This is a genomic window from Synechococcus sp. Tobar12-5m-g (assembly GCF_024345415.1).
Taxonomy (GTDB): domain Bacteria; phylum Cyanobacteriota; class Cyanobacteriia; order PCC-6307; family Cyanobiaceae; genus Regnicoccus.
This window is the reverse complement of sequence record NZ_JAGQBB010000026.1, coordinates 19,833-33,025: the sequence shown is the minus strand read 5'-3', so window position 1 is coordinate 33,025 and position 13,193 is coordinate 19,833. Positions and strand designations below refer to the sequence as shown.

General features: G+C 70.3%; 14 protein-coding genes and 1 tRNA gene. 4 read left to right on the top strand and 11 right to left on the bottom strand.

Translation table 11 applies throughout. The features are described from left to right. Positions 1-78: 78 nt before the first annotated feature. The 9 genes from KBY66_RS13610 to hisF all read right to left on the bottom strand — a co-directional run bounded on the left by KBY66_RS13610 (position 79) and on the right by hisF (position 6,769). The gene (locus KBY66_RS13610) at positions 79-450 is read right to left on the bottom strand and encodes a tyrosine-type recombinase/integrase (protein ID WP_255090154.1); all 372 of its coding nucleotides are present in this window, start codon (positions 448-450) and stop codon (positions 79-81) included. A gap of 3 nt (positions 451-453) precedes the next feature. After that, complete coding sequence (locus KBY66_RS13605) at positions 454-1,182, bottom strand: tyrosine-type recombinase/integrase (protein WP_255090153.1); 729 nt, start codon at positions 1,180-1,182, stop codon at positions 454-456. A 185-nt stretch (positions 1,183-1,367) separates the two neighbouring features. Beyond that, positions 1,368-1,452 (bottom strand) — tRNA-Ser (locus tag KBY66_RS13600). A 55-nt stretch (positions 1,453-1,507) separates the two neighbouring features. Further along, positions 1,508-3,637, bottom strand: coding sequence for a ComEC/Rec2 family competence protein (locus tag KBY66_RS13595; protein WP_255090152.1), 2,130 nt, complete (start codon positions 3,635-3,637; stop codon positions 1,508-1,510). A gap of 104 nt (positions 3,638-3,741) precedes the next feature. Continuing rightward, positions 3,742-3,924: a hypothetical protein gene (locus tag KBY66_RS13590; RefSeq protein ID WP_255090151.1), complete on the bottom strand. Its 183-nt coding sequence runs from the start codon at positions 3,922-3,924 to the stop codon at positions 3,742-3,744. Further along, on the bottom strand, positions 3,921-4,826 hold the full coding sequence (glyQ, locus tag KBY66_RS13585; RefSeq protein ID WP_255090150.1) for a glycine--tRNA ligase subunit alpha: 906 nt from the start codon (positions 4,824-4,826) through the stop codon (positions 3,921-3,923). Before glyQ ends, KBY66_RS13590 begins: the two co-directional genes overlap by 4 nt. A gap of 23 nt (positions 4,827-4,849) precedes the next feature. Next, complete coding sequence (ubiE, locus tag KBY66_RS13580; protein WP_255090149.1) at positions 4,850-5,563, bottom strand: bifunctional demethylmenaquinone methyltransferase/2-methoxy-6-polyprenyl-1,4-benzoquinol methylase UbiE; 714 nt, start codon at positions 5,561-5,563, stop codon at positions 4,850-4,852. Between the two features lie 21 nt (positions 5,564-5,584). Further along, positions 5,585-5,929 carry a hypothetical protein gene (locus KBY66_RS13575; protein ID WP_255090148.1) on the bottom strand — a complete coding sequence of 115 codons (345 nt, stop codon included), beginning with the start codon at positions 5,927-5,929 and terminating at the stop codon, positions 5,585-5,587. Between the two features lie 42 nt (positions 5,930-5,971). Then, complete coding sequence (hisF, locus tag KBY66_RS13570) at positions 5,972-6,769, bottom strand: imidazole glycerol phosphate synthase subunit HisF (RefSeq protein WP_255090147.1); 798 nt, start codon at positions 6,767-6,769, stop codon at positions 5,972-5,974. Positions 6,770-6,826: 57 nt separating this feature from the next. Between hisF and KBY66_RS13565 the strand changes: the two genes are divergently transcribed. The 3 genes from KBY66_RS13565 (at position 6,827) to KBY66_RS13555 (ending at position 10,228) form a co-directional block, all read left to right on the top strand. Next, positions 6,827-7,051, top strand: coding sequence for a DUF2862 domain-containing protein (locus KBY66_RS13565; RefSeq protein WP_255090146.1), 225 nt, complete (start codon positions 6,827-6,829; stop codon positions 7,049-7,051). 37 nt (positions 7,052-7,088) lie between these two features. After that, positions 7,089-8,072 (top strand): chlorophyll synthase ChlG, encoded by a 984-nt coding sequence (gene chlG, locus KBY66_RS13560; protein WP_255090145.1) that lies wholly within the window; start codon positions 7,089-7,091, stop codon positions 8,070-8,072. A gap of 71 nt (positions 8,073-8,143) precedes the next feature. Next, the gene (locus KBY66_RS13555; protein WP_255090158.1) at positions 8,144-10,228 is read left to right on the top strand and encodes a transglycosylase domain-containing protein; all 2,085 of its coding nucleotides are present in this window, start codon (positions 8,144-8,146) and stop codon (positions 10,226-10,228) included. Positions 10,229-10,273: 45 nt separating this feature from the next. Here KBY66_RS13555 and KBY66_RS13550 read toward each other — a convergent pair whose 3' ends face one another. Next, positions 10,274-11,605 (bottom strand): 16S rRNA (cytosine(967)-C(5))-methyltransferase, encoded by a 1,332-nt coding sequence (locus KBY66_RS13550; RefSeq protein ID WP_255090144.1) that lies wholly within the window; start codon positions 11,603-11,605, stop codon positions 10,274-10,276. A gap of 13 nt (positions 11,606-11,618) precedes the next feature. Then, a complete protein-coding gene (locus KBY66_RS13545; RefSeq protein ID WP_255090157.1) occupies positions 11,619-11,954 on the bottom strand; it encodes an MGMT family protein in 336 nt (111 codons plus the stop codon). Between the two features lie 131 nt (positions 11,955-12,085). Between KBY66_RS13545 and KBY66_RS13540 the strand changes: the two genes are divergently transcribed. Continuing rightward, on the top strand, positions 12,086-13,183 hold the full coding sequence (locus tag KBY66_RS13540) for a S1C family serine protease (RefSeq protein ID WP_255090143.1): 1,098 nt from the start codon (positions 12,086-12,088) through the stop codon (positions 13,181-13,183). The last annotated feature ends 10 nt before the right edge of the window (positions 13,184-13,193 follow it).

Sequence of the window (13,193 nt, the reverse complement as noted above, 5' to 3'; positions counted from 1 at the left end):
CAAGAAGCGAGTCGATGTCTACGAGAAGGCCCGTCGGGCCAATCCAACTCGGTGGAGCCGAAGCACCCGCTGCTGGCGTCAACCCGAAGAAGTGTGGATCAACAAGCCACCAGAAGAGCCCGAACCGATCCTCGCGCTAGCCTTGGTCCAGGCCGCCTGAGTGGCAGCCAAGGAGTGACACCTTCCCTGAAAGTCACCGCTGCTGGTGCGCAAGCTCTTGAACACGAAGCCCTTGGGGCCTGTGAGGAGGGACTGGGCCTGCAGGATCGCCGCGGCCTGACGGCTCAGGGGCACCAGATGCTCCTTCCGGATGCCGCGCTTGCCTTTCATCCGCTCGGCCGGCACCGTCCAGACAGCCTGGTGATCGCCATCTGGTCCGCGCCAGCTGGGATCGATCTCCTCCCATCGCGCAGCGATCAGCTCGCTGGTGCGCACGAAGGTCAGTGCCAACAGTCACATGGCGTTGAGGGTGGTGGGATCTGCCTTGACGGTGTTGGTGCGCATCGCCCCCAAGAGCTCGGGCAGCTCGCTCCAAAGCAGGCAGGGGAAGTGGGTGATGGTCTGCTTGACCGGGGCGTGGCGCTTGAGGGAGTGGGCTGGGTTGCTGGTCCAATGGCCGAGGGCCACGGCGTAATCCAGCACCATGCTGATGACCCCAAGCGAGCGCTTGGCGGTCTCGTGAGAACCCCGCTTCTCAATGGAGCGCAACACGCCCAGGCAATCCACAGCGGAGATCTCGGCAATGGCCATGCTGCCGATCGCCGGGAGAATATCCTTGTTGAGTTTCTTGATCACGTCTTCGCCATGGCGAGCGCTCCAGGTGCCGGCGCTCTTGGTGCGGCGCCGATCGAGGGCCACCGCCTCAAACGTGAGCTTCTGATGGACGCCCAAACGCTCGCTTTTGTGCCGCTGCTTGGCCTCGCAGGGAATGATTCCCTGGTCGTGCAGCAGCTTTTTCTGTTCATCTCTGAGTTCGCGGGCTCTTTTCAGAGAGACGGCTGGATAGGGCCCAAGCCTCAGATCTTGCAGGCGGCCGTCTTTGGTGGGAGGAAAACGGTGGCGCCAGAGCCAGTACTTGCCGCCAACCGGATCCGCCTCGAGCAGCAGGCCGGCGCTGTCGGAAACCCGGTAACGCTGAGACCGCAGTGGCAGCCCGCGAACAGCTGCGTCGGTTAGAGCCATGGCGCATTTACACCACCACTCCAAATCGTAACCACCTATTACACCACCACTATTTTTTTCTGCCCCGGTTTTTCCAGGGATGCCTTGGGACGCCCCAATCCCCCAGATCCGCTGCACTGCAATCAGTATGGGTACATCCAGGGACGTCAAGGGACCCCCAGGAAAACCCCAAAAATCTCGGTTAACGGAGAGGGTGGGATTCGAACCCACGGAAGGTTTCCCTTCAAACGATTTCGAGTCGTTCGCTTTCGACCACTCAGCCACCTCTCCGGCTTCGCCCGGAGCCGGCTGAGCGGCCCGCACGAAGCTGAACTTTACGGAGCCGTCAGCCGGCCGGGCCTTGCAACGATCCACTGGCGCCGCTGGCTTGCCAGCCCCGCGGCGCCCCCGGCCAGTGGCCGCTCACCCAGATCCGGCGGGGAGCTGCCGCCGTCACGGCCTGCTGCTCGCCGCGGCGGGGCTGGAAGCCGAGCCAGGCGCCACTGAGCTGGGCCATTTCCACAGGCAGAGCCGCCGTTCCGGACCCGCCCACCCCGGCCGTGGCCAGCTGCCAGGCTGCCAGCGACTGCGGATCCGGCAGCACCAGCCAACGGTGACCCCCCACCGCCAAGGTGTGGGCGCGGCTGTCGGCACTGAGCGGTGTGAGCACCAGGCCGGGGCTTTCCAGCCGCTGGCCCGGGGCCAGCGGAGCGCTGCCGTCAGTGGAAGCCAGCACCAGGGAGCCCTGGGCGCTCCAGCAGGCGGGCTCGTCCGCCGCCACGGGGTCGAGCAGGGCGATCCAGTCGAAGCGGGCCAGGCCGAGCCCGGTGGCGAGCTTGGCGGCGGTGGCGCAGCTGAGGCCATCGGCGCGGCTGCTGACCAGGGCGCCGCGGCCCCGGTGGCGGGCCAGCAGCAGATCCCCACCCCATTGGTGGATCAGCAGCACCTGGTCGCCGCCCAGCAGGGCCAGGTGCAGGGCCAGGGTGAGCCCGATACCGGCCGCCCCGAGGCGTCGCCAGCCCAGGTCTGCCAGCAGCCAGGGCAGCAGGGCGAGAAAGAACAACAGCACCAGCCAGGGCAGGGGCCGCCCGATCTGCCACTGGGCCATCGGCAACGCCGCGAAGCCGCGCACCAGCAGCAGCAGCAACCCCGTGAGCATCCCCAGGGGCCAGGCCAGCAGGGGCAGCAGGGGCGGCAGGATCACGGCGGCCAGGGCCATCGCCATCGCCCCGAGGGTGAGTGGGGTGAGCAGCGGCGCCACCACCAGGTTGGCGGGCACCGCATACAGCGGCACCACGCCGAAATGGAGCAGTTGCAGCGGCAGGGTCCAGAGCGAGGCCGCCACCGGCACCGCCAGACCCGCCCCGATCCAGCGGGCCCCCGCCCAGGCCGGCAGCCGCCGCACCAGGGCCGCCTCCAGGTCGGAGGCGGTGAGGATCAGGCCGGCGGTGGCCGCCACCGAGAGCTGAAAACCCACATCCAGCAGCCAGCTGGGACGCACCAGCAGCATCACCAGCACGCTGAGCAGCAGCACCCCGAGCGGACGGCTGCGGCCGCCGCTCTCGAGCACCGCGAAGGCCACACCCCCCATCAGCACCGCCCGCACCACAGAGGGCTGCGGGCCGGCCAGCAGCAGGAACAGCAGCATGGCCCCCACCGCCAAAGCCGCCCGGGGTGGCCGGGGCAGGTGGCGCCCCAGGGCCATCACGGCCCCCAGCAGCACGGTGAGGTGGAAACCGGAGGCGGCCAGGGCATGGGAGAGCCCGGCCACCCGGAAGGCGTCGCGGACGTCGCTGGGCAGGGGCACCACGGCGCTGCCGAGCACCAGGGCAGCCAGCACCCCGCCCCGCTCCGGCCCGCCGTGCTCCAGCAGGGCCGCCGCCATTCGTCGCCGCAATCCCGCCACCGGGGTGGAGGGTCGCTCCAGCACCTCGGGCTGGCCCTCCACCTGCAGCTGGCTCCAGATCCCCTGGCGGGCCAGCCGCTCGGCCGGACCGCTCAACAGCGGATGGGGACCGGTGGCCGGCCGGCGCAGCTCGCCCCGTACCGCCAGCCGCCAGCCCTGCTGCAAGGGAGGGCACCGGCGAAACAACAGTTCGGTGCGGCCGCCGGCCAGCTCCAGCTCGGAGCGGCAGCCGCCCTGCTCGCCGCGGGGCTGGGGGTCGCCGCCGAGGCGGCCCTGCAGTTGCACCGGCAGCCGTGCCAGCGGCGCGGCGGGCAGCAGCCGCACCGGATCGGCGCGACCAGGCTGGGGCTGGGCCGCCAGGCCCCAGAGCAGCAGGGCCGGCGCAACGACCAGCAGGGCCAGGCGGGTTGCCGGGGCGGCCCCGTGCGAGCCCGCCAGCCACCAGGCCAGGGCGCTGACCAGGCCGAGGGCCAGCCAGCGGAGGGGAGCGTCGAGGGGGATCACGCCGAGGCTGAGCCCCGCCAGCGCCAGCGAGACCACAACCAGGGGGATCGTCAGAGGGGGCCTCATCAGCAGTGGCCGCGACAGCACTGGCATCGAGCTCCCGCTCCGAACCGCACCCTCTAGGGTTCCCCCGCCGCGGCCGGTTGACCCCGAGCTCTGCGACCTGGTGCTCAGAAGCTGGGCAGCTTGAGCATCAGGTCGCAGAGCTCGGGGCTGGGCAGCTCCTGACCGAGCAGGGGGGCCACCAGGCCTGCGAGCGGCCGCAGGCGACAGGGCCAGATCGCCCGTTCGGTGAGGCGGCCGGCCTGGAAGGCGCCGGCCAGCAGCAGCCCCACCAGCAGGGTGCGCTTCACCCGAAAGACTCGGCCAGCAGCGCCTGGCGGGCCGCCTCGCCCAGCAGCGGGAAGCCCAGATCCCGGCGCTCCTCCAGCCAGGCTTCAGCCACCTGCCTGGCCAGGTGACGGATGCGGGCGATGGTGGCGGTGCGCTCGGTGACCGAGATCACGCCCCGGGCCTCCAGCAGGTTGAAGGTGTGGCTGCACTTGAGCACGTAATCCAACGCCGGAGCCGGCAGCTTCGCCGCCACCAGGTCGGCGGCCTCCGCCTCATAGAGGGCGAACAGTTGCAGCAGGCGCTCGGGATTGGAGGCCTCGAAGTTGTACCTGCACTGGCCCTTCTCGAACGGCAGCCAGATGTCGCCGTAGCTGCGGGTGGCGTTCCAGCGCAGCTCCCAGAGGCTCTCCACATCCTGGAGGTACATGGCCAGCCGCTCGAGGCCATAGGTGATCTCGATCGACACGGGCCGGCAATCGAGGCCGCCGCACTGCTGGAAGTAGGTGAACTGGGTCACCTCCATGCCATCGAGCCACACTTCCCAACCCACCCCCCAGGCGCCGAGGGTGGGGGATTCCCAGTTGTCCTCCACGAAGCGGATGTCGTGGTCGGCGGCGCGGATGCCCAGGGCCTCCAGCGAGGCCAGATAGGTCTCCTGGATGCCGTCCGGCGACGGCTTGATCAACACCTGGTACTGGAAGTAGTGCTGGGCACGGTTGGGGTTGTCGCCGTAGCGGCCGTCGGTGGGGCGGCGGCAGGGTTCGGGGTAGGCCACCGCCCAGGGCTCCGGCCCGATCGCCCGCAGCACCGTGTGGGGGCTCATGGTGCCCGCCCCCTTTTCGGTGTCGTAGGGCTGCAGCAACAGGCAACCCCGCTCGGCCCAGAACCGGTTCAGGGTGCCGATGATGTCCTGAAAAAGCATGGGTCGATCCTCTCAGAGCGGGCTCAGGCCACCAGCTGCAGCAGGCCCATTAAGCCGGCCGCGATGGGACGGTGACGCACGGCGCTGAAACCGGCGGCGGCGGCTAACCGCTCCTGTTCCGCTGCGCTGGGGAAACACGCCAGGCTGGCCTCCAGATAGGCGTACTGCTCGGTCAGCTCGAACCTGCGGGCGGCGGGCACCACCAGGCGGCGCAGGTAAAGCCGCTGGAAGCCCGCCACCAGCGCCCCCGGAGCGGTGGCGGGATCGGGGCGGTTGAAATCCAGCACCGCGGCACGGCCACCCGGCCGCAGCAGCCGCCTCAGTTCCCGCAACCCCGCCGCCGGATCGGCCAGGTTGCGCAGGCCATAGGCCATGACCGCCCCGTCAGCGGAGCCATCGGCGAGGCCGGTTGCCAGGGCATCGCCCTGCTGCCAGCGCACGGGCAGCCACCGCTGGCGCAAGCCGCGGCGGCGGGCGAGCGCCAGGGGCGCGGAAGCGGCGTCGAGGCCCAGCACGCTGCCGCCCGGGCGCACCTTCGCCGCCAGCACCAGGGCCAGATCACCGGTGCCGCAGCACAGGTCAACCAGGCGCTGGCCAGGTCGGGGCCGCAACCACTGCACCGCCTGCCTCTTCCAGAGACGATGCAGGCCAAGGCTGAGCAGGTCATTGAGCTGGTCGTAGCGGGGCGCGATCGCTTCGAACAGCTCACGCACCGCCTCGGGATCACCGGGCTTCAAGCGACGGCGGCGAACAGTTGCTCAGGAGGATGGCAGAGCGGTGCAGCGGGCTGGATCCACCAGGCAGTCGAGGGAGGTGGCCCAGGGCAGGGAGACCGCATCGAGGCTGATTACTTCCTCACCGCCTGGAAACCCGAAGCCGGCTCCGGCGGCCAGCAACCGGTTGGGGCTCGCAAAGGTCAGCACCATCACCGTGGTGAGACCAACCGCGGCGGAGCAGACCATGCAGCCGGCCAGCATCAGCGAAAACTCCTGGCGGTCGTTGGCGGCCTGCATCAGCGAGAGCGCCCAGGCCACCAGCCCAACCACCAGAACCACCGTCAGCAAGGCAACGACAGTGGCGACAGGGGACGACAGAGCCGACACGGGGGGAGGGAGAAGTGAAATGTAGTGATGAAATTCTCACAATCAATGTAACGTCACGTCACATGGCCCCGCGGGCTCCAGGGGCCGAATCAGCAGCCCCCGCTCCAGCAGGCCCGTCTTGATCTGCCCGATCGTGAGCACCCCGTCATGCAGGAGGGACGCCAGCAGCGCCGCGGCCGCCTGCCCCTCCTCAAGGGCGGCGGCGATGTGGTCGATGCAGCCGGCGCCACCGGAGGCGATCACCGGCACCGCCACGGCGCTGGCCACGGCCCGGGTGAGGGCCAGGTCGTAGCCGGCCTGGGTGCCATCGCCATCCATCGAGGTGAGCAGGAGTTCACCGGCACCGAGCGCCACCACCCGGCGGGCCCAGGCCACGGCATCGAGGCCGGTGTTCTCCCGGCCCCCTTTCACGAACACGTCCCAGCCGCTGCCATCGGCGCGGCGGCGGGCATCGATCGCCACGACGATGCACTGGCAGCCGAACTGGCGGGCGCCCGCCGCCACCAGCTCCGGGTCGCGCACGGCCGATGAGTTGAGGCTGACCTTGTCGGCGCCGGCGCGGAGCAGCTCGGTGATGCCCTCGACGCTGCCGATGCCGCCCCCCACCGTGAACGGGATCGTCAGCGCCTCGGCGGTGTGGCGCACCAGCTCCACCAGGGTGCTGCGGCCCTGGTGGCTGGCGGCGATGTCGAGGAACACCAACTCGTCGGCGCCGGCGGCGTCGTAGCGGCAGGCCAACTCGACCGGGTCACCCGCATCGCGAAGCCCCACGAAGTTCACCCCCTTGACCACCCGTCCATCGGCCACGTCGAGGCAGGGAATCAGGCGCTTGGCGACCATGGAATCTCAGACAGGGGGCGCTGTTAAGGTTGCGCCACTTGTCCAGCCGCGCAGGCCATGACTCAGGCTGCCACCCCAGGCACGATCACGATCGGCTCCAAGGTCAAGATCACCCGGGTGCGTGACCGCATTCCGGCCGATCTGGTCGAGGTTCTCAAGAGCGATGCCACCGGTACCGTTCGCGGCTACAAGATGACCGACGGCAGCGGCATCGGCGTGGTGGTGGAGCTGAGCAACGGCAGCAGCGGCTGGTTCTTCGACGACGAGATCGCTCCGGCCTAGAGCGCTCCATCATGCTGGCGATCTCCGCTTCAATCCGTTGAGCGACGCTCCCGACTCCCCCTCCAGCAGCGGAGGCGCCCGCCAGTTGCTCGGCATGAAGGGGGCCACCGGCACCACCAGCCTTTGGAAGCTGCGCCTGCAGCTGATGAAACCGGTCACCTGGATTCCGCTGATCTGGGGAGTGATCTGCGGCGCGGCCGCTTCAGGGGGGTTCAGCTGGAGAGGTCCCGAGGTGCTGGCCGCCCTGGCCTGCATGGTGATGAGTGGGCCGCTGCTGGCCGGCTACACCCAGACCCTCAACGACTATTACGACCGCGAGATCGACGCGATCAACGAGCCCTACCGGCCGATCCCCTCCGGCGCCATCGGCCTGGAGCAGGTGCGGACGCAGATCTGGGTGCTGCTGCTGGCAGGCCTGGCGGTGGCCGGCGGCCTCGACCTCTGGGCCGGCCACACCACGCCGGTGCTGCTGCTGCTCGCCCTGGGGGGCTCCCTGGTCAGTTACATCTATTCGGCGCCGCCGCTGAAGCTCAAGCAGAACGGCTGGCTCGGCAACTACGCCCTTGGCGCCAGCTACATCGCCCTGCCCTGGTGGGCCGGCCAGGCCCTGTTCGGCCGTCTCACCTGGGCCACCGCTGGCCTCACCCTGGCCTACAGCCTGGCCGGCCTGGGCATCGCCGTGGTCAACGATTTCAAGAGCGTGGAGGGTGACCGGGCCCTGGGGCTGCAATCCCTGCCGGTGGTGTTCGGCATCGAGCGGGCCAGCTGGATCAGCGCCGCGATGATCGACCTGTTCCAGCTGGCCATGGTGGCGGTGCTGATTGCGATCGACCAGCACTTCGCTGCGGTGCTGCTGGTGTTGCTGATCATTCCCCAGATCACTTTCCAGGACCTCTGGCTGCTGCGGGATCCGGTGGCTTTCGATGTGAAGTATCAGGCCAGCGCCCAGCCCTTTCTGGTGCTGGGGATGCTGGTCACGGCGCTGGCGATCGGCCACAGCCGGCTAACGGTGGTCCTGTGAGCGCGACGGCCCGCCAGGGGGAGGGCCGCCAGCTGCGCAGAAGCCGGCGACGCCAGCTGGTGATCGTGGCGATGTTGGCGGCTGGGGCCGGCAGCCTGGTGGCCTTCGGCCAGGCTGCCCTGGTGCGGGGCATCGACGGCCTGTTGCCGGAAACGGAGCGGATCAACACCTTCAACCGCCCCGGCACGGTGACGATCCTCTCGGCCGACGGCCAGGTGCTGCAGAAACTCGGCCCCGCCACCCGCGACAAGGTGGCCAGCGGCGAGATGCCCAAACTGCTGCGCCAGGCCTTCGTGGCCGCCGAAGACCGGCGCTTCTACGAACACGGCGGCGTCGATCCGGTGGGAATCGGCCGGGCGATGCTGCGCAACATCCGCAGCGGGGCGGTGGAGGAGGGAGCCAGCACGATCACCCAGCAGCTGGCCCGCACGGTGTACCTCAGCCAGGACCGCACCCTCGTGCGCAAGCTCAAGGAGGCTGCCCTGGCCGGCAAGCTCGAGCGCCAGCTCAGCAAGCAGCAGATCCTCGATCAATACCTCAACTATGTGTATCTGGGCTCCAGCGCCTACGGCGTCGCCGATGCTGCCTGGATCTACTTCTCCAAGACCCCGGCCCAGCTCACCCTGCCGGAAGCAGCCCTGATCGCCGGCCTGCCACCCGCTCCCTCGGTGTATTCGCCGCTGGTGAATCCCGAGCTGTCCCTGCAGCGGCGGGCGGTGGTGCTGGAGCGGATGCGGGAGGCGGGCTTCATCGACGGGACCCAGCAGGCGGAGGCCAACGCGGCGCCGTTGAAGCTTAAGTCCGCCCTGCCGAAGTACTGGAACAGCCAGGCCCCCTACTTCACCAGCTGGGTGGCCCAGGAGCTGCCGAAGGTGCTTAGCCCCGAGCAGCTTGAGGTGGGCGGGCTGACGATCCGCAGCAGCCTCAACCTGGCCTGGCAGGCGGAAGCGCAGCGGGTGATCAACAGCAGCGCCTACGGCGGGCTGGAGGGGGCGCTGGTCACGATCGAACCGGGCACCGGCCTGGTGCGGGCCCTGGTGGGCGGCAAGGACTACGAAACCAGCCAGTTCAACCGGGCCACCCAGGCCCTGCGCTCGCCGGGCTCCACCTTCAAGCTGTTCGTGTATCTCACCGCCCTCAAAGAGGGCATGCGGCCGGAAACCACCATCCTCGATTCGCCGCGCTGCTTCGCCGGCTACTGCCCCAAGAACTTCGGCAACCGCTACCTCGGCCGGGTCTCGATGGCGACGGCCCTGCAGAACTCCCTGAACATCGTGGCGGTGGCCCTCAGCCAGATGGTGGGCCTCGACAAGGTGATCGCCACAGCCAAGAGCCTGGGCATCACCCGGGAGCTGGGCCGGTTCTATCCGATGGTGATCGGCGCCTACGAGCAGACGGTTCTCGACATGACGGCGGCCTACGCCGGTGTGGTGAACCGGGGTGTGTTCGTGCCGCCCACCCCCTTCGAGGAGATCAGCGGCCCCAATGGCGAGCTGCTCTGGAGCCGCCGCCTGCAGGGCGAGCGGGGCCGCCGCGCCGTCGACAGCGACATTGCAGACGCAATGGTGTGGATGCTGCAGGGGGTGGTTCGGGGCGGCACCGGTGGCGCCGCCTCCCTGGCCGACCGGCCGGTGGCCGGCAAGACCGGCACCTCGGAGGGGGCCCGTGACCTCTGGTTCATCGGCTCGATTCCCCAGCTCACCACTGGCATCTGGCTCGGCTACGACAACAACCGCAAGACCGGCAGCGACAGTGGCGCTGCCGCCGCGGCCTGGGGCCGGTACATGACCGTGGTGGTCAAGGATCTGCCGGTGCGCGAGTTCCCGCCCAAGCCGGTGCTCACCGGCGAATTCCGGGCCAGCAAGCCGAAGGCCGAGAGGCCGTGGTCGCCTCAGGAGCCGGCCGTCAACGACGACGCCAGGCCCTGGGAACCGGACCGGTGGGAACCGCCCGCCACCCCTGCACCGCAGGGATGGCGCCAGGAATGGCGCCCCGAGGTTCCTGCCCCCGCCCAACCGCGAAACGAGCCAGCCCCCGGCCCTGCCCCCCGGCCGGAAGCGGCTCCGGCTCCGGCTCCAGCCGCCGCCCCGCCACCGGCGCCAGCTGCGGATCCACCTGCCGCCCCACCGCCCCCGGTGGCGCCAACTCCGCCATAAAAACTCCGCCTTGAAGCCGCCGCCCTGGACCGCCGCCCTGGTCTCTCAGCCGGGGGCCTGGAGCACGGCGGCGTAGAAGCCATCGCCGCCGCCTGGCCGCGGCCAGAGCTGCAACTCGGAGAGCTGGCTCCAGTCGGGCCGCCCGGCCAGGAAGGCGCTGATCAGGCCGCCGTTCTCGGCCGGGTGCACCGTGCAGGTGGCGTAGACCAAGCGGCCGGCCGGCTTGAGCAGGGGCACCATCCCCTCCAGCAGGCGGCGTTGCACCCCCACCAGCTCCTCGATCGTGGCGGGGTCGATCCGCCAGCGGGCATCGGCATGGCGAGCCAGGGTGCCCAGGCCCGAGCAGGGGGCGTCGAGCAGGATCCGATCAAAAAGCACCCCAAGCGGTTCGCCACCCACCAGTTCGCCACCCAGCGCGGCCGCATCGGCCTGGCGCAGCTGGAGTGCGGCCAAGCCAAGCCGATCGGCGTTGGCCCGCACCCGCCGCAGGCGGCCGGCCGAGCGATCCACCGCCACCACCGTGCCCACATCGCCGATCAGCTCGGCGATGTGGGTGCTCTTGCCACCCGGGGCGGCGCAGGCATCCAGCAGCCGCTCGCCGGGCTGGGGATCAAGCAGGGGCGCGATCCGCTGGGCGGCGCGGTCCTGGACGCACCAGTGGCCCTCGGCGTAGCCGGGCAGCTCGCGCAGGTCGCCGATGCGACCGTGGAGCGTGAGGCCCCAGGGCGCATCATCGAGCGGTTCGGCCGCCAGCCCAGCGGCGGCGAAGGCGGCAAGCACCGCCTCGCGGCTGGCCCGCAGCCGGTTGACCCGCAGATCCAGGGGCGGCGGCTGGTTGGCCGCCACGCCGAAGACCTCGGCCTGATCCGGCGGCAACCACTGCAGCAGCTGGGCCGCCAGCCAGTCGGGCAGGGAGTGGCGCAGGCCGAGGGCGGCGGCGGGCAGCGGTGGCAGGGGCAGATCCGGCTGGGGGCGGCGCAGGAAGGAGCGCAGCAGGCCGTTCGCCACAGGCGCCAGCCGGGCCAGGCCATCGCGCTTGGCCAGCTCCACCGTGGTGCTCACCGCCGCCGAGGCGGGCACCCGTTCGGTGGCCAGCAGCTGGTAGAGGCCGAGGTGCAGCAGCCAGCGCAGCCGGGGCGGCTGACGCTCGGCCGGCACCCGGCCGAGCTGGTCGAGCCAGGCATCGAGCCGGCGGCGCTGGCGGATCGCCCCGAAGCAGAGCTCGGTGGCCAGGGCCCGATCCGGCGGCGCGAGCGGCAGGCGGTGCAGCTCCCGCTCCAGGGCCAGATCGGCGTAAGCCCCGGCCGCCACCGCTTGGAGCGCCCGCCAGGCCACCCGGCGCGAATCAAGGCCAACGGCTTCCGGCGCAACGGTCATGGGGCGGGATGGCTCAACCAGCTGGTGGCGGTGGCCTCCACAGATAGCGCCGCAGGGGCAGGCGGCCCTCGGCGTCGACGGGGATGCCTTCGGCAAGCAGCAGCTCCCGCTGGATCCAGTCACTGCCCTCGCGGCTGAGGCTCATGCAGATCTGGCCACGGGCATTGACGACCCGGTGCCAGGGGATCTCCGACGGCAGGGCGAGGCGGCGCAGGGCCCAGCCCACCTGGCGGGCGCAACCGAAGGCGCCGATCCGATCGGCGATCTGGCCGTAGGTGGCGAGCTGGCCGCAGGGGATCTGGGCCACGGCGGCATAGACCCGCTGATCGAAGCCAGGCGCGGAGGGCAGCGATGACAAGGTCGGACCGCAGGCTCTGACGGGAAGATCCTGTCATCGGCAGGGGCCCAGCCGACGGCCCCGGGATCGGGGACCCACCGTAGAACGAAAGCTTGTTTTGATCCGTTGCTCGACGAGGCCCCATGCCCTCTGCCCACATCCCCAGCCACCCCGGAACGAAACCGCTCCGCTGGAGGCCCGCCCTCGGTGCCACGGGCCTGGCCCTCCTGCTCACCAGCTGCGCCATGGTGCGAAGCGGTGAACCGGCGCGGACGCCAAAACTGGCCATGGCCCCGGCCGGAAGCTGCAGCGCCAGGAACCTCAGCGCCGAGCAGGTGTTCAGCACCGCCAGCAAGGGGGTGGCCGTCGTCTCGACGGGGGAGGGGCTGGGCAGCGCCTTCGTGGTGGCGCACCAGGGCGGGCAGACCTATCTGATCACCAACACCCACGTGGTGCGAGGCAGTGACACGGTGCGGCTGAAGTGGGTGGATGGTTCCAGCGATGCGGCCCAGGTGGTGGCCCGCGGGAGCGGCGACACCCCCACCTCCGACCTGGCCCTGCTCGCGGTGGCTGGCAGCCGGGGCACGCCGCTGGCGATGGGCGACCATCCCGCGGCGGTGGGGCAGGAGGTGTTCGTGATCGGCGCGCCGAAGGGTCTGGAGTTCAGCCTGAGCCGCGGCGTGGTGAGCAGTGTGCGGGAGAAGGACAGGATTCTTCAGATCGACGCCGCCGTGAACCCGGGCAACTCGGGCGGTCCGGTTCTGGACAGGGGCAACTGCGTGGCGGGCGTGGCCACCTTCAAGTTGAACGACAGCGAAGGCCTGAACTTCGCGATTTCCGCCTCGGTGGTGCGCGACTTCCTGGCGAATCTGCCGGCAGCAGCAGCCGGTGAGCAGGCCGCCGCTCCCCGGCCGCCCGAGGCAGGCGCAAACGCGGACGGCGGCGAAACCCTCTGCCTGTTCAAGCGGCCCGAGAGCGCCGACCCCGAGCAGATTCCCTGCCGGCTGAGCGATGCCCAGACCCCCGACGGGCAAACGATCTACCAGCTCGCCTGGGCCGACGGCTCCCGCAACACCTACGCCTTCTTCGGCAACGGCCTGGTGGCGATCCAGGCCGACGACGGCGCCGGCGGCAACCGCACCGACCAGGGAAGCTTCCGCCGCACCGACGCCGGTGTGGCCGTACGCAGCAGCAGCGACGCCGTGGCCGTGATCCCGGGCCTCGACCCGGTGCTGAACTAATGCTTGGCCT

Coding starts and splice junctions, on each gene's coding strand:
- KBY66_RS13605 (WP_255090153.1), bottom strand. CDS start 1,182: ATGGCTCTAACCGACGCAGCTGTTCGCGGGCTGCCACTGCGGTCTCAG.
- KBY66_RS13595 (WP_255090152.1), bottom strand. CDS start 3,637: ATGAGGCCCCCTCTGACGATCCCCCTGGTTGTGGTCTCGCTGGCGCTG.
- glyQ (WP_255090150.1), bottom strand. CDS start 4,826: ATGCTTTTTCAGGACATCATCGGCACCCTGAACCGGTTCTGGGCCGAG.
- hisF (WP_255090147.1), bottom strand. CDS start 6,769: ATGGTCGCCAAGCGCCTGATTCCCTGCCTCGACGTGGCCGATGGACGG.
- KBY66_RS13565 (WP_255090146.1), top strand. CDS start 6,827: ATGACTCAGGCTGCCACCCCAGGCACGATCACGATCGGCTCCAAGGTC.
- KBY66_RS13555 (WP_255090158.1), top strand. CDS start 8,144: ATGTTGGCGGCTGGGGCCGGCAGCCTGGTGGCCTTCGGCCAGGCTGCC.
- KBY66_RS13550 (WP_255090144.1), bottom strand. CDS start 11,605: ATGACCGTTGCGCCGGAAGCCGTTGGCCTTGATTCGCGCCGGGTGGCC.
- KBY66_RS13540 (WP_255090143.1), top strand. CDS start 12,086: ATGCCCTCTGCCCACATCCCCAGCCACCCCGGAACGAAACCGCTCCGC.